This is a genomic window from Aeribacillus composti (genome assembly GCF_007827555.1).
Classification (GTDB): Bacteria; Bacillota; Bacilli; order Bacillales; family Aeribacillaceae; genus Aeribacillus; species Aeribacillus composti.
On sequence record NZ_VISS01000005.1, the window covers coordinates 109,385 to 123,551 of the forward strand.

At 38.9% G+C, this 14,167-nt stretch carries 16 protein-coding genes; 9 read left to right on the forward strand and 7 right to left on the reverse strand.

Annotated elements, in window-relative coordinates; all coding sequences use genetic code 11:
• The first annotated feature begins 12 nt into the window (after window positions 1-12).
• Both FB379_RS04300 and FB379_RS04305 read left to right on the forward strand, forming a co-directional pair.
• On the forward strand, window positions 13-1,506 hold the full coding sequence (locus FB379_RS04300; protein ID WP_144597098.1) for a coproporphyrinogen III oxidase: 1,494 nt from the start codon (window positions 13-15) through the stop codon (window positions 1,504-1,506).
• 381 nt (window positions 1,507-1,887) lie between these two features.
• Window positions 1,888-2,082, forward strand: a complete 195-nt coding sequence (locus tag FB379_RS04305; RefSeq protein ID WP_144597100.1) for a hypothetical protein — start codon at window positions 1,888-1,890, stop codon at window positions 2,080-2,082.
• 204 nt (window positions 2,083-2,286) lie between these two features.
• Here the strand turns inward: FB379_RS04305 and FB379_RS04310 are convergent, their stop codons facing one another.
• Window positions 2,287-2,472, reverse strand: coding sequence for a YhzD family protein (locus FB379_RS04310; protein WP_066248936.1), 186 nt, complete (start codon window positions 2,470-2,472; stop codon window positions 2,287-2,289).
• A gap of 386 nt (window positions 2,473-2,858) precedes the next feature.
• Window positions 2,859-4,136 carry an IS110 family RNA-guided transposase gene (locus FB379_RS04315; RefSeq protein ID WP_144597101.1) on the reverse strand — a complete coding sequence of 426 codons (1,278 nt, stop codon included), beginning with the start codon at window positions 4,134-4,136 and terminating at the stop codon, window positions 2,859-2,861.
• A gap of 283 nt (window positions 4,137-4,419) precedes the next feature.
• Here FB379_RS04315 and FB379_RS04320 point away from each other — a divergent pair, with 283 nt between their 5' ends.
• The 4 genes from FB379_RS04320 (at window position 4,420) to FB379_RS04335 (ending at window position 9,939) form a co-directional block, all read left to right on the forward strand.
• Window positions 4,420-5,658, forward strand: coding sequence for a metallophosphoesterase family protein (locus tag FB379_RS04320; RefSeq protein ID WP_063387304.1), 1,239 nt, complete (start codon window positions 4,420-4,422; stop codon window positions 5,656-5,658).
• A 13-nt stretch (window positions 5,659-5,671) separates the two neighbouring features.
• On the forward strand, window positions 5,672-8,650 hold the full coding sequence (locus tag FB379_RS04325) for an ATP-binding protein (protein ID WP_158640162.1): 2,979 nt from the start codon (window positions 5,672-5,674) through the stop codon (window positions 8,648-8,650).
• A gap of 80 nt (window positions 8,651-8,730) precedes the next feature.
• Entirely contained in the window at window positions 8,731-9,675 is a 945-nt protein-coding gene (yhaM, locus tag FB379_RS04330) for a 3'-5' exoribonuclease YhaM (RefSeq protein ID WP_066248928.1), read from the forward strand.
• 69 nt (window positions 9,676-9,744) lie between these two features.
• On the forward strand, window positions 9,745-9,939 hold the full coding sequence (locus tag FB379_RS04335) for a sporulation YhaL family protein (protein WP_063387307.1): 195 nt from the start codon (window positions 9,745-9,747) through the stop codon (window positions 9,937-9,939).
• A 272-nt stretch (window positions 9,940-10,211) separates the two neighbouring features.
• Here FB379_RS04335 and FB379_RS04340 read toward each other — a convergent pair whose 3' ends face one another.
• Window positions 10,212-11,048 carry a peptidylprolyl isomerase gene (locus FB379_RS04340; protein WP_066248925.1) on the reverse strand — a complete coding sequence of 279 codons (837 nt, stop codon included), beginning with the start codon at window positions 11,046-11,048 and terminating at the stop codon, window positions 10,212-10,214.
• Window positions 11,049-11,257: 209 nt separating this feature from the next.
• Between FB379_RS04340 and FB379_RS04345 the strand changes: the two genes are divergently transcribed.
• On the forward strand, window positions 11,258-11,344 hold the full coding sequence (locus FB379_RS04345; RefSeq protein ID WP_063387309.1) for a YjcZ family sporulation protein: 87 nt from the start codon (window positions 11,258-11,260) through the stop codon (window positions 11,342-11,344).
• 63 nt (window positions 11,345-11,407) lie between these two features.
• On the opposite strand, the gene FB379_RS04350 is transcribed toward FB379_RS04345, so the two are convergent.
• Window positions 11,408-11,587, reverse strand: coding sequence for a hypothetical protein (locus FB379_RS04350; protein WP_066248923.1), 180 nt, complete (start codon window positions 11,585-11,587; stop codon window positions 11,408-11,410).
• 123 nt (window positions 11,588-11,710) lie between these two features.
• Between FB379_RS04350 and FB379_RS04355 the strand changes: the two genes are divergently transcribed.
• The gene (locus FB379_RS04355; RefSeq protein ID WP_144597108.1) at window positions 11,711-12,049 is read left to right on the forward strand and encodes a DUF1878 family protein; all 339 of its coding nucleotides are present in this window, start codon (window positions 11,711-11,713) and stop codon (window positions 12,047-12,049) included.
• Here the strand turns inward: FB379_RS04355 and FB379_RS04360 are convergent.
• Both FB379_RS04360 and FB379_RS04365 read right to left on the reverse strand, forming a co-directional pair.
• Window positions 12,033-12,635, reverse strand: coding sequence for an HTH-type transcriptional regulator Hpr (locus FB379_RS04360; RefSeq protein ID WP_144597110.1), 603 nt, complete (start codon window positions 12,633-12,635; stop codon window positions 12,033-12,035). The two genes, FB379_RS04355 and FB379_RS04360, sit on opposite strands and share 17 nt — an antisense overlap.
• Before the next feature lie 295 nt (window positions 12,636-12,930).
• The gene (locus FB379_RS04365; protein ID WP_063387312.1) at window positions 12,931-13,296 is read right to left on the reverse strand and encodes a hypothetical protein; all 366 of its coding nucleotides are present in this window, start codon (window positions 13,294-13,296) and stop codon (window positions 12,931-12,933) included.
• A 95-nt stretch (window positions 13,297-13,391) separates the two neighbouring features.
• On the opposite strand from FB379_RS04365, the gene yhzF reads away from it, so the two are divergent.
• Window positions 13,392-13,583, forward strand: a complete 192-nt coding sequence (gene yhzF / locus FB379_RS19365) for a membrane protein YhzF (protein ID WP_063387313.1) — start codon at window positions 13,392-13,394, stop codon at window positions 13,581-13,583.
• A gap of 32 nt (window positions 13,584-13,615) precedes the next feature.
• Here yhzF and FB379_RS04370 read toward each other — a convergent pair whose 3' ends face one another.
• Entirely contained in the window at window positions 13,616-14,143 is a 528-nt protein-coding gene (locus tag FB379_RS04370; RefSeq protein WP_063387314.1) for a tryptophan transporter, read from the reverse strand.
• Between the last annotated feature and the right edge of the window lie 24 nt (window positions 14,144-14,167).

The following is a 14,167-nucleotide window of genomic DNA, read 5'->3' on the forward strand; positions in this document are numbered from 1 at the left end:
CAAGGTGATCACATGCGCATTCAAATCAGCGGCATAAATGATGAACGTTTTATGCGGCCTCTTCAGTTAATATCTAATTTGTTTTTTGAAGAAGCCGAAATTTTTTTAAAACCTTCTGAACATGATATCGAAGCATTATTCAATTTCGAATTCAGACAAAGTGATTTTCGGTTGGCTTGCGAGCTAAAAGCAGAAGGAAAAACGTATGAAGCTTTTTTAGAAAAAAGCTTAACCGCAACAGATGAAAAAGAACAATTCAAACAAATGAAGCAGGCGGTATTGAATGTTTATGTAACAGTTCTTCAACAGTATACGGGAATTACACAAAAATGGGGGATTTTAACAGGTGTCCGACCCACTAAGCTTTTTCATAAAAAGAAGCTTGAAGGAAGAAAAAATGAAGAAATTTATAAACAATTAAAAGAAGATTTGCTCGTATCAAATGAAAAAATTCGCATCATGGAACAAATTGTAGAAAAACAATTAACTGTTGTTCCTGATCTTTACAATTTGACAAAAGAAGTAAGCATTTATATCGGCATCCCTTTTTGCCCGACAAAATGTGCATACTGTACCTTTCCTGCCTATGCTATTGGCGGCAAGCAAGGAAAAGTTGATTCTTTTCTCGGCGGACTGCATTATGAAATGAGAATGATCGGCGAATGGTTAAAAGAACGAGGCATCAATATTACGACCGTTTATTACGGCGGAGGGACACCGACAAGCATTACGGCAGAAGAAATGGATATGCTTTATGAAGAAATGTATACATCTTTTCCAAATGTTGATCGCATTCGGGAAATCACAGTAGAAGCCGGCAGACCGGATACAATTACAAGAGAGAAGCTGAATGTTTTAAAAAAATGGAACATAGACAGAATCAGCATTAATCCTCAATCATATATACAGGAAACATTGAGAGCAATCGGAAGACATCATACAGTTGAGGAGACGATTGAAAAATTTCATTTAGCTAGGGAAATGGGCATCAACAACATCAACATGGATTTAATTATTGGACTGCCGGGGGAAGGGTTAAAAGAATTTGAGTTCACCCTTGAGGAGACAGCCAAATTGATGCCTGAATCATTGACTGTCCACACGCTTTCCTTTAAGCGGGCATCGGAAATGACAAAAAACAAAGAAAAATATAAAGTAGCTGAACGAAGCGAAGTAGAAAAAATGATGAATAAAGCGGTTGAATGGACAAAGGCCAATCATTATGAGCCTTATTATTTGTACCGTCAAAAAAATATTTTAGGAAATTTAGAAAATGTCGGATATTCCCGGAAGGGTTATGAGAGTATATACAATATAATCATCATGGAAGAAATGCAAACGATTATCGGATTAGGCTGCGGGGCATCAAGCAAATTGATCGACCCGGTTTCCCGGGACATCACTCATTTCGCCAATCCAAAAGATCCGAAATCGTATAACGATGGCTTTAAACATTATACAAATGAAAAAATCAAATTGCTAAACGCTCTTTATGGCGAAAATTGATAATTTTACGCTCCACATACGTATCGGGTCGTGTTGAAAGGAGGGCCCGATAGAAAACAGGAGCTTGGGAACGACGAAGATGGAGAACGATTTCCGTATTTCCCTAAAAACACTTTAGAACAAATTTTAATAGATGAGATCGCAAGACTTAATCATAAAAGCGATTGCGCCATTAGCCTGCAACAAACGTAGCCGGCAGACTTCAGACAAAACATACAAAAGCAAGTAGAGAAATACGAGCGCTTTCTCTACTTGCTTTTATTTTTAGGACTTCTTGGACAGCCTCTGATAAATCTGTTTCATCATGTTAGCCATAATGATTTTTTAAATTAATGGGATGATATTGAAGGGGGCTCTGTGAACAAAATGGGAGATAATAAGATGTTCATCATAATTGGAATAGTCGGTCTTTTAGCTATTACTTTTTCAAATTTAGTTCTTAAACATGATGTCGTCGCGACCATTATTAGCATTGTTGTGATCGGGATTTTAGTAAGCTCCAGAACCAAAATCATCCTAATTTTTGGGAGGCAGTTTTGGAAAGAAAAATGCCCCCCACAAAATGCAGGGGACTAGGAAAAAACTGATTTTAGATGCCCACTACAATTTTTCCACACGGGTAAATGGCTAAAAAGCGTCATATCCATTTAGATATTTTAAATTAGCCTCATAAAATTTGGGGAGCAGGATGAATATAGCGGGCGGCTTATGCCGCGCAGTATTTTTGTTGTGAAAGACTTCCCCTGTCATTCTTTTGTGGACTGTCAATCCTGTTAAGTTTTAGCGATGAAATAAAACAAGCCGGCCAGAAGAAGTAACTAAGCGATGCGCGGTATTTAAACATTGATGCTCCTTCAATATTTCTGAACCGATTTCTTTTGCCTCTTGTTCTGAATTTGCTTCAAACTTTTCATTTAAAAGCAGTTCTCCTTTGTTTGTAAACGCAGTTAAAAAATATGTCGGCATTTCAAACATCCTCCCTCTATAAATGTCGATATATCAACGGTTGTAGCCGTTTCAGGGGTGTCAAAAAAATATTTTTCGACAAAGTTTCTAACATTATTTCTTAAATATGTGTATATCTTACATTGACTGGGTACGCTTCGCGGCCACTACTGGTTAAATTTGGTTGTAGTGGGGGAAGCGTATGGGATGCACCGTGGATCTCTGCATCGCTGATGATGACGAACCCTCCCATGTCTCTTGGCATCCTTGTGCCTACATTCCTTCGTTCGGTCTAGTCATCAGGCAGAGGCCGGCTAAGCTCCTTTAGGGACTCAAGGTCGAATGGATGATATCGCGCCAGCTTCTCCGTGTCATCCTTGTTGTCTAGAGAATCGAGACTATAGGCATCAAGCCGCCGTTTCGAGGCCAAAGATGTCCTGCATCATTCGCTTCACGTCAAACGCCTGTCGTTTCGTACACACAGCGTGCAGTACCTTCAGTAATTTCCCGCATAACACCACAATGGATTGCTTCTTGCGCAACGGATTATCGGGCCGTGTCGTGTAATATTCATGTAACTGTCGAAACGCTTCGTTGTGGCGGATCATCGGCATCATCACGCGGAAGAGGAGGGCGCGCAACCGCCTTCTTCCACGCTTCGAGATCCGTTTTTGCCCTTTGTGTTGGCCGGAGGAATGCTTCCGCAGTGTCAGGCCCGCAAGTTTCAATAATTGGCGCGGATCCTGATAGTGGGAAAAACTCCCGATTTCCGATAACAGTTCCACGATAGTCGCATCCCCTAAGCCCGGAACCGTTTTGAGCCATTCGTATTCCACGGATGTTTGCACAAGTTCCGTTAGTTGCTGGGTCAGTGCCTCGATTTCTTCCTCCAATTGGCGGTACCGGCGGACAAGTGTGGCGATTTCGATACGGGCCATCTGTTGTCCTTCCGTTACGCCAATGGAGTGTTGGGCCAGTTCCATCAGCTTCTTCGCTTTCGGCTTTTGTGGCGATTGTAATCCCTCGCTTTGCCGGTAAAGGGTGAGAACCTCTTCGATCTCTTTCCCTGCTAAATCCGACGGAAACGGCGTCTGTTCCAGCACAGCGAGCGCCATTTCCCCAAACGACGGAAAGACTTGCGTAAATTCCGGAAAATACCGATCGAGCCAGCGAATCATCTGATTTCGAACCGCCCCCTGCTCTTCCACGAGTTTGGATCGAAACGTCGCCCCTGTGCGCAGTTCGGCCTCCATCCCTTTCAGAATACGCGGATAGCTGAATCGGCCGTCTTTCACTAACCGGGCAATGACGAGCGCGTCTTTCGCATCATGCTTGGTTGGAAGATTGTCGTCTAGCTCTTTGGAGCGCTTCACGTGCATCGGGTTTGTCATCACGAGAGAGATGCCCTTCTCGTCAAGAAAGTAAGCGAGATTGAGCCAATAATGTCCCGTTGGCTCGATGCCAACGATCACTTCCGTTTTTTCAAATTCCTCCATCGCTTTCACGATGCACTGGTACAACCATTCCAACCCTTCTCTGGATTGCGGAACGGGAAACGATTTTTTTAGCACCCTCCCTCGCTCATCCACAAAGCAGGCATAATGCTTCTTTTTCGCGATATCCATGCCAACGACGAGCGTTTGATCGGTGACTTGATTAATCTTCTTGTTTGAGATAGAATTCATGTATAGTCCTCCTTGGTATCCAAATTAGGGGTCAATTCATCCGATTGACACCCCCGAATCATACCAAGAGGGCTTTTTTTATTCAAGTCCCCGAAAAAACTTCTAACAGGAATGCTCCTTTTTTAAAAAATATATTTCTTTTTCCTGAAAAAAAATCCTTTCAGCTTTTTTTAAAAAATTTTTGACAGGGGTCCCGGTTACCGGGATGTATTTTTTCACTTTAAAATGATATAATATGGAAAAGCAAACGTACGTTCCGGAAACAAGTGAAAAGAGGGAGACTATGACTCGCCGCATAACATTTATACATACGGCAGATTTGCATTTAGATAGTCCGTTCACAGGGCTTGAGCATTTGCCGGAAAGCATCTTTAAAAGAATTCAAGAAAGTACTTTTACGGCATTTGAACGTGTAATTGAACTGGCGGCAAAAGAAAAAGTCGATTTTATACTGATCGCAGGAGATTTGTATGATGACGAAGATCGCAGTTTGAAAGCCCAGTTGAGATTAAAGAAACAGTTTGAACGGCTCAATGAAGAAGGCATCCAAGTTTTTATTATTTTTGGAAATCATGATCATACAGGAGGTAATTGGGTTCATATTCAATGGCCTGAAAACGTTCATATTTTTTCCGATCGTGATGTAGAATGTATACCGTTTGTCCGCGACGGAAAGGTTTTAGCCAACATTTACGGCTACAGCTATCCAACTCGTTCGGTTACAGAAAATATTGTCTATAAATTTCAAAAAAGAAGCGAAGCGCCGCTTCATATCGGTCTTCTTCACGGCACCGCGTCAGGGACGGAAGGACATGAGCCGTATTGTCCTTTTACGATTCAAAATTTATTGGAAAAAGATTTTGATTATTGGGCTTTAGGACATATACATAAACGGCAAATTTTACATCGTTCCGACCCTCCGATTATTTATCCGGGAAATATTCAAGGCCGCCATAAAAAAGAAACGGGAGAAAAGGGAGTGTATCTTGTAGAATTAGCAGAAGGCGGGAAAAGCGCGTACCGATTTGTGCCGGTATTTGACATACTTTGGAATGAAATCAAGCTCTCTGTAAATGAAATAGCTGCTGTTGGCGAGCTATATGATCATATTCGAGCGGTAAAGGAACAGCAGAGACGAAATGGCTCGGCTCTTTTGACAATTATGCTAGATGGAGCTTCATCATTGTTTTGGGATCTTATGGATCAGGATCATTTGGATGAGCTTGCGCAAATATTGAATGAAGAGGAAGAAGGAAAGAACGATTTCGTTTGGATTGTTTCCATTCAGCATCAAATCGTGCCGAGCGACGACTTTTTCTCCTCCTCTTACATTTCGAAAGATTTTGAACAAATTTTGGATCATTTTCATCAATTTGACGAAGCGATGGGGCCTTTATATAAAAATCGTTTATTTCGGCGTTTCTTTCAATCTTTCACAGAAAATGAAAAAGAAGAATTGATAAAAGAAGCGAAAACAATGATTTATTATGAGCTGTTTAAACAAGAATGGAAGCGGTCGTAAAAAAGGTGATAAGATGAAAATAAAAGAACTGCATATTTATGGCTACGGAAAATTTGCAGATAAAAAAATTTCATTTTCGGATCATGGCATACAAGTCATTTACGGTTTAAATGAAGCCGGAAAATCGACGCTGATGTCTTTTATCCACAGCATGCTGTTCGGATTTCCCGTTAAACAGCATCCGGATAAACGGTTCGAACCGAAAGCGGGCGGAAAATACGGCGGGGCATTAATCATCGAATGTGAAAATTTCGGAACAGTAAAAGTGGAGCGCGTAAAAGGGAGAGCCGCAGTGGGGGATGTAACTCTTTATTTCCAGGATGGACGGACAGGAGGGGATAAAGAGCTGGCTGAAATTTTAAAAGGAACCGACAGACCAACATATCAAGCGATTTTTTCCTTTGATTTATTCGGGCTGCAAAAAGTGTATGAGCTGAATCGTGAGAAGCTGGGAAAATATTTATTTTTAACAAGTGTATTCGGGTCTGATCAGTTATATCGTTTAGAGGAGAAACTGCAGAGAGAGCAGGAGGATTTGTTTAAACCGAACGGACGAAAACCGTTGCTGAACAGATCGTTAAATGAACTGATGGAGGACTTTGCAGAACTGCAACATGCAAAAGAACAGCAGCGCGCTTACAATTTTTTGATCAAAGAAAGGGACAGCTTAGAGAAGCAGCTGAAGGACTGCCAGAACGAGAAGGTGACGCTGAAAACAGAACGGAAAAAAGTGGAAAAACAAATAGCAGTTCTTCCCCTTTTGGAAAGACGGAAAGAATGCTTGCAGCTGCTAAAAGATTTTCCTGACGGCATTCAATTCCCGGAGGACGGGTTTGTGCGGCTGGAAAAGCTTTCGGCAAGAAGAGACGAAGTTTTAGAACAGCTGGGAAGGGTGCAGGAAAAAGAAAAGGGGATCGAGGATTCCTTATCAGCCTTGAAGATCGACGGCCTTCCAGCTGACGAGACAATGTTTGAGGAATTAAAAAGTCAATTTCCCCTCATCCAAAAACAATTAGAAGAACAAAAACTTTTCATTGTTCAACAACAAATGCTGGAAGGACAGATTCATGAGGAGCTCATCTATATATTCGGCCATCAAGATGAAAATGCTATAAAAAAAATCGACACATCTGTTCGCATGAAGGAAAAAATAAAGGATGCTGCGAAGAAATATGAACAATTATTTCAAAGAAAAAAGCTTCTCGATGAACAATATGAGCGTGCCCAATATTCGCTGGAAGAATGTGAGCGCCGCATAAAAGAATACGAATCTTTTCTGCTTGATCCATCTGAAAGGGAAAGATTAATAGAGGAGCAGTCAGCCATAGAACAAGAAATGGCGCAAACAGCCGACAAACATTATTTAAAAGAGCAGATTGCCCAGTTAAAAGCAAAAATCAATGAAAGAGAAAAAAAGAATCGGGAAAAATTAAAAAAATGGAAAATTCTCACTGTATCTTTGCTATCTGTTTTTGCGTTTGCCATTGTTCTTTCGTTTGTTTATAAGAATTGGCTGTTTTTAACAGCGTTTCTTCCTTTCATCATTGTTTTCTTTTTCTTCCGTCCACAGGATGATGAGCTGTTAAAGCATTTACAAAATGAGCATGGACAGCTTGTGAAAAAACTTGATAAACAAAATGATTCCCGAATCTTGGAAAGAACGTTGCGTTTGAAGCATATTAAGGAAATATTATGGAAGGATCAGCAAGTCCGCCAAAAAATTGAGATCGAAAAGATGAATTATAAAGGTAAAGAACAAGCTTATGAACGGATTCTTTCGTTATATGATGAATGGGAACATGAAAAGTATCAATTGCAACATTTAATTTTCCCGTTTTATGAACATTTTCATCTTCCGAAAGAAGCCGAAGGATCACAATTGCTTGAGCAGTTTGAACGCATCGCAAGCTGTCAAAAGCTGATAAGAGAAAAAAGAATGTTAGAGGAAAAAGTTCGTTTGTATGAAGAAAACTTAAATCAGTTTAGAAAAAAGTTTGAGCCTTTGTGTGAATATTATAACATTCGTGCCGACTCAATTGAGAAACGCTATTCAGAACTGAGAAGAATAATGGAAGAAAATATAAAGAAACGATCGCAAAAAGAGGCATTGATGAAGCAGCTAAAAGAGGTTCAAGAGGAAAAAACAAAATTTCGTTTGACCTTTCAAAGCATTGAAAGAGAATTAGAGAAGCTGTTTCAGTCAGCCGGAGCAGCAAGCGAGGAAGAATATAGAAAAATAGGAATGCTCAAAAAAGAGAGAGAAAAAATCGAAACCGAATTAAACTGGATTGAAGGGCAGCTGCGAACGAAAGGATTATTGACATCAAGCGATATGAACGATTATCAAAATGAGAGGGCTTTGAAAGAGCGAGAAACATTTCTTGAGGAAAAAGAAGAAGAACTCGAAAAAATGGAGGATTCTATCCGGAAGAAATTAGCGGAAACAGAAATAGAGATTAGAAAAATAGAACTATCAGGTCTATATTCTGAGTTGAAATATTCGTTTGAAATGAAGCGTTCTGCAGCAAAAAAGCTTGCGAAAAAATGGGCGGCAATGGCAGTGGCAAGAGAGATGCTGAAACATACGACGAATTATGTTCGAAATGAAAAAATGCCGAAGTTGTTGAATAAAATGGAATATTTTTTCCGAATAGCAACGTCTGGGGAATACGAAAACATTTATCTGGCGGAGGGTTCGCCTTCTTTCTCAGTGAAAAGGAAAGACGGGCTTGTTTTTACGGCTGAAGAACTGAGTCAAGGAACAGCTGAACAACTGTACACGGCGATCCGGTTTGCGCTGGCAGAAAGCATGCAAAAGAGAATTCATCTTCCATTAATGATCGATGACAGCTTTGTGAATTTTGACCATTTGCGCATAAAAAATATTGTGAGTATTATGAGACAGCTGTCGGATCATCATCAAATGCTGCTGTTTACTTGCCATCAGCATATATTATCTTACTTTCAAGACGAAGAAATCATTTACTTATAAAATATATTTGTCAGACCGTCGCACATTTGGTTCGTATGCTATACTATAAGTTACGAGGCGGAAAGTGGAAGGAGAATACGATGGCTAAAGGAATTATTCATTACAATGTTGGGGAGCAGGTAGATCTTTTTTTGCTGATAAAATCAGTAACAAAAGGTATTGCAAGCAATGGAAAACCTTTTTTAACGTTAATTTTGCAAGACCGTTCCGGGGAAATTGAAGCAAAACTATGGGATGTGAGCAAAGAAGATGAAGAAAATTATCTGCCTCAACAGATTGTTAAAATATTTGGCGATATCCATCATTACAGGGGAAGAAATCAACTGAAAATCCGCAACATCCGATTGGCAGAGCCGCATGAAAATTTAAATGTACAGGATTTTGTAGAAAGAGCGCCATTATCTCAAGAAGAAATGGTTGAAAAAATTACGAAGTACATATTTGAAATGAAAAATCCAAACATTCAACGGATAACAAGATTCTTGATGAACAAGCATCAAAGCGCTTTTCTCTTATATCCGGCGGCGACGAAAAACCATCATGAATATGTATCAGGCCTTGCCTATCATGTTGTTTCCATGCTTGATCTTGCCAAAGCGATTGCTGACTTTTATCCGAGTTTAGACAAGGATTTATTATATGCCGGGGTCATACTTCATGATCTTGGCAAAGTAATTGAGCTGTCGGGCCCCATTTCCACTTCTTATACAGTTGAAGGGAATTTGCTTGGGCATATTTCCATCATGGTAAACGAAATTGGAGAAGCAGCGAAGGAACTTGGGATTTCCGGCGAAGAGGTCGTCATTTTGCAGCATATGGTATTGAGCCATCACGGGAAACCGGAATGGGGAAGTCCGAAAATGCCGATGGTTAAGGAAGCGGAAATTCTCCATCATATTGATAATATCGATGCAAAAATGAACATGCTGGACCGGGCGCTTGAACGAGTCAAGCCGGGAGAATTTACGGAACGGATTTTCGCTCTGGACAATCGCTCATTCTATAAACCGTCATTTCATCGATAGAGAATCATAATATAGAGCCCCTTGCATAAAATGAAATAAAAAAGCTTGTCTATGCAAGGAGGAGATGGAATGACGTTTCTGCCGTGGTGGGTATATTTATGTATTGTTGGAATTATTTTTAGTGCATATATGGCATATAAAACAGCTAAAAAAGACAAAGAAATAGAAGAAATTTTTATTGAGCGGGAAGGAAATGTATATATCGAAAGAATGAAAAAAGAAAAAGAAAAGCGAGCGAAAGAAAAGATGACATCTGCAAATTAGAAACTAAATTGTGTCAGCTTTTCTACTATGCTTTCAATTTCCTCTATCCGACCAGCGGGAGCGCGACGATTTTCGGAAAAACATCATCAAACAGTCAAAAGACATCAGACAAAACGTGAGCCGCTTTAATCCGGATAAAAAGATCCATTGTCAACCCGGCAAAGCTGGTGCAGGTTGATAAAAAAACATTTATATACGCTGTCATGTTTTGAATGCTAAAAAGGGGGGACGAAGCTTTGCTTTTAGTCCCCCTTTCTTCTATATGCCATATGTTAATTTTGGGTTTCAAACAAATCTTTTAGATCTTTGTCGTTTACTTTTACATCTGCGTTTTTAATTGCTTTGTCAATAGCTTCCTGCATCAATGACGGATCAGATATTTTCTGTTTTTTGACATCTTCTTTCAGGCTGTCTTTCATTTCTTCGAATGGTTTTACCGTCTGAGTGATTTTAATAATGTGGTAACCGTATTCTGTTTTAACAGGATCGCTGATTTCTCCTTCTTTTAATTTAAATGCCACATTTTCAAATTCTTTCACCATCTGGCCTTTGCCAAACCATCCAAGATCTCCGCCGTTGGAGGCAGATCCGTCGATCGAATATTCTTTTGCCAAATCCTCAAATTTTTCGCCTTTATTAAGTTTTTCTTTTACTTCTTTCGCTGTTTTTTCATCTTCCACTAAAATGTGGCTGGCGCGTACTTTTCCTTTCAATGAATCATAATATTCTTTTAAATCTTTATCTGTAATTTTAATATTCGCTTCTGTTGCCTTCTTGCGTAGCAAGTCGACCTTCACGATTTGTCTCAAAACCTTGTCTCCGTATTGCTGAGCAATTAAATCGTACTGGGAGCCGTACTGCTGTTTCATTTTTTCGAGCTCTTCATCAATTTCTTTGTCGGAGACTTTAAATTTTTCGCTTAATACTTTTTCATGCACAAGTTCTTGTAAAACATCTTTACCAAAACGGTTTTTCAATGCTTCATAAAATTCGTCCTTCGTAATATCTCCGGCTTTTGTTTCAACGACCGCATCATTTGCACCGTTTGAACATGCATTCAAAGCGAATAAGCTGGCCGTTGCGATAACCGCTAATGCAAATTTTTTCATACTTTACAACTCCTACCTTTTTTTGTCTATCTAAAACAAATATACTCACATTTTGACATGAAACTATATGATTTGCAACTGTTTGTCCAAGTAACGGAAAAATCGTTTCGAATTTGGGTTAAGAAAATTCCAGTAAGAAGGACAAATGCCTATGCGAAAAAAAGAACAGTGCATACGATAACGTAAAGACACAAAAAGGGGGTGTCGTGATGAGCGGAGGATATGGTGGAGGCTTTGCGTTAATCGTTGTATTGTTCATCTTACTAATTATTGTTGGTGCTGCTTGGATCTATTAATGGTTTCAAAAAAGTCGGCAGAAGAGGTTTTCTGCCGGCTTTTTTAATGAAGTAAAAAAACTTTTAAGTAAAGGAAATTTCTATGTATGATGAAATTAGTAAAATGGTAATTAAGACATTAATGGTGCGGAATACGTTTGACTGTTTTTCTTCAGGGAGTTCACGAATGGAACAAAGAGCAGTTGTCAGTTTGTTTATATAAAATAGAATGAAGACGGCAAAAATGATAAAATATAATAGCATTTGAAATCCCCCCTTCCATTCATACCTATTACAATATCAAAATAATGACAAAAAAGATAGGGTTATGGGAAATTTTTGGGGAGTTTTCAGCCCCCATTATGAACCGAAGAAAGATGTGATGGAATGAAAGATTTAGAAAGAAGACTGGAAACTCTAGAATATTATATGTCTTTGTTTATGAAAATGATGAATATTGAAATGTATCCTTTCTACAAGCTCGTGATGGAAAAAGGGCTTATGAAGGAGGAAATAGAAGAGGTTTTTCGCATATGCGATGAATTAGCAAAGGAGCATGAGGAGCAAAAAGCGCAAGGATTTGTATATTTTGAAAATCTCCTTACGCTTTTTGCCGGACAGCTGACGCCAAAGCTGGATGTCAATGAAACGATCGATGCCCTTTATTTACAAGGGCTGTATACTGAATTAATGAAAGACTTAAAACGAACTATTGATTCACTGTAGTTTTTAAATAAGAATGTTCCTCCACATCTTTCTTTTTCTTGATTTTTCCGTCTTCAATGACAAAGTCATTTTCGATATTATTGAATGAGCGTTCAAAAATTGTCATGAAATCGTCTCCGTAAATGTTTCGGATAATTGCTGTAATTTCGATCATTTCAGGAAATTTTCCGTATAGATTTTGCAGCGGAAGCGCGCCTTTCAGAACGGTGTTTTTGGATGGATCATAATCTTCAAGAAGCTTATGCAGCACTTCCTCTCCTTTTTCTGTTAATTGTATGTAAGTATTTCTTTTATCATTTTCTTTTTTGGAAAATTTTAAATAACCGCGTTCTTCTAACTTTTTCGAAAAGTTGAATGCCGTCGATACGTGCATGACCCCAAATTTTGCGATTTCTGAGATCGAGGCTCCTTTTAAATGATAGGCGATCCATAATATATGATGTTCATTGATGTTTAAATCATATGGTTTAATCCAGCGCTGCCAATCCTTTTCAATGGATTTCCAAAGCGCTTTGCTTAGCTGAGCGACACGCTGGCTGAACAGAAGTGCATCTTTTATCGTATAGCTGTCGAGCGATCTCTTCAATTTTTCCACCTACTTTGTATAATACTAACATTTTTAATATCTTCTATTATGCCAATAAAATAAAGATTTATAAAGATGTAATTTACGAAATTTTTAAATAAATAGTGAAACACTAAAAATAGTACACATAGAAGCGGTAATAAATTTTGCGAAGAATGATGAGAACGATCAAGATTTTCTATACTGTAACAATTTTTCATGATTATAAATTATAGCAAAAAAGAATTGACACCCTGCCAATTCTTTGACATGCTTAATATTTTTAATTGTAAAAGGCTTCCGCAAACTTGAAGCGTCAGTTTCTTTCTTTTTTGATTTGATCTTCTAGCTCTGTTAATTTATCTTTAATCTCTTTTACATGCAGCTCCAAATTTTTTTTATTCGGATCAATTTCCATCTGCCATGCTTGAATGGACCGATTGACATCTGCAGCGACTTCTTTAGCAATTTGCAAGCCTTCTTTCGCTGATTGTGCGATTTGCTTTTTTAACGATTTCCCATCAGATTTCAAGTCTCCAAATATGTTTTCAAGCTTATGCAAATTGCATCTGGTCTTTTTTAAAACATTGCCGTTCCTCGCTTGAGCCGTAATCAGTGCAGCTGCTCCGGCAACAACACCGCCGACGAAAAATCCATATAGAAAAGATTTGCCTTTTGACATTTTTACCACTCCTATAGTTCCTTGTTTTCAAAATCCGTCAATAAAAACATAGCCTTAGTTGAAGATGCATAAACTAAAAGTAAGGGAGGGAAATTATGGCGGGTGTTATTTTTTTATTTTTTATCATTAGCATGTTGTTTCTTGTAGGAGCTTTTTATAATTTGAAGTTAGCCAATTCTGCGAGTTCATATCCTCCAAAACATCTTCTGAAAAAGAGGGCGTCAGTTTTAGCGATTGGCGGATTAACGTCACTTTTAATAGCTTTTCTTCTTTATTATATACAATAATAAAACCCGATCATAGATCGGGTCAATCTGTTTTATTTATTTTCTGATAGAACGTTAGAACGTTTAAGAATGCTTTCAACAATGGGATAAATAATCACCATTGCAATTGTATTGATAACTGTTGCCGGCAATACAACCGCAAGGAACAATGCAGTAAATCCGGCGCCTCCTGGGAGACCTACAAGTAAGAGCGCTGCTAAAAGAAACACTGTGCCGGAAATTAATGTTCCTATGACTGTTAAAATTCCCGCCCTTGCTATTGCTTGTTTGAGTGGTTTTAAGGCTAGAAATAGAAAATATATTAAAAATGCCGTCAAAATTTTATCAATAATATTCGGAACGAGTCCGCCGGGAAAACTGGTTGTCAATCCGGATAATATGCCAGTTGCAATGCCCAGCAGACCGGCGTTTGTCATCCCAGGAAACAAGAAAATTCCTAAAAACATCATCAACAGCATCATATCCGGCTTCATCCCGTTAAATATGGGCGGCACAATCGCATGAAGAGCAACGCCGATGGCGACAAATAAAGATAAAATGACTAATTCTTTCGTTCTCATCTCTAAACTCTCCTCTTCTGTTCT

What these genes read in the sequence shown, in the direction of transcription:
- yhzF (WP_063387313.1), top strand. Translation starts at nt 13,392, where the DNA reads ATGGCGGGTGTTATTTTTTTATTTTTTATCATTAGCATGTTGTTTCTT.
- FB379_RS04335 (WP_063387307.1), top strand. Translation starts at nt 9,745, where the DNA reads ATGACGTTTCTGCCGTGGTGGGTATATTTATGTATTGTTGGAATTATT.
- FB379_RS04345 (WP_063387309.1), top strand. Translation starts at nt 11,258, where the DNA reads ATGAGCGGAGGATATGGTGGAGGCTTTGCGTTAATCGTTGTATTGTTC.
- FB379_RS04350 (WP_066248923.1), bottom strand. Translation starts at nt 11,587, where the DNA reads ATGCTATTATATTTTATCATTTTTGCCGTCTTCATTCTATTTTATATA.
- FB379_RS04310 (WP_066248936.1), bottom strand. Translation starts at nt 2,472, where the DNA reads ATGCCGACATATTTTTTAACTGCGTTTACAAACAAAGGAGAACTGCTT.
- FB379_RS04315 (WP_144597101.1), bottom strand. Translation starts at nt 4,136, where the DNA reads ATGAATTCTATCTCAAACAAGAAGATTAATCAAGTCACCGATCAAACG.
- FB379_RS04365 (WP_063387312.1), bottom strand. Translation starts at nt 13,296, where the DNA reads ATGTCAAAAGGCAAATCTTTTCTATATGGATTTTTCGTCGGCGGTGTT.
- yhaM (WP_066248928.1), top strand. Translation starts at nt 8,731, where the DNA reads ATGGCTAAAGGAATTATTCATTACAATGTTGGGGAGCAGGTAGATCTT.
- FB379_RS04305 (WP_144597100.1), top strand. Translation starts at nt 1,888, where the DNA reads ATGTTCATCATAATTGGAATAGTCGGTCTTTTAGCTATTACTTTTTCA.
- FB379_RS04320 (WP_063387304.1), top strand. Translation starts at nt 4,420, where the DNA reads ATGACTCGCCGCATAACATTTATACATACGGCAGATTTGCATTTAGAT.
- FB379_RS04370 (WP_063387314.1), bottom strand. Translation starts at nt 14,143, where the DNA reads ATGAGAACGAAAGAATTAGTCATTTTATCTTTATTTGTCGCCATCGGC.
- FB379_RS04340 (WP_066248925.1), bottom strand. Translation starts at nt 11,048, where the DNA reads ATGAAAAAATTTGCATTAGCGGTTATCGCAACGGCCAGCTTATTCGCT.
- FB379_RS04355 (WP_144597108.1), top strand. Translation starts at nt 11,711, where the DNA reads ATGAAAGATTTAGAAAGAAGACTGGAAACTCTAGAATATTATATGTCT.
- FB379_RS04325 (WP_158640162.1), top strand. Translation starts at nt 5,672, where the DNA reads ATGAAAATAAAAGAACTGCATATTTATGGCTACGGAAAATTTGCAGAT.
- FB379_RS04300 (WP_144597098.1), top strand. Translation starts at nt 13, where the DNA reads ATGCGCATTCAAATCAGCGGCATAAATGATGAACGTTTTATGCGGCCT.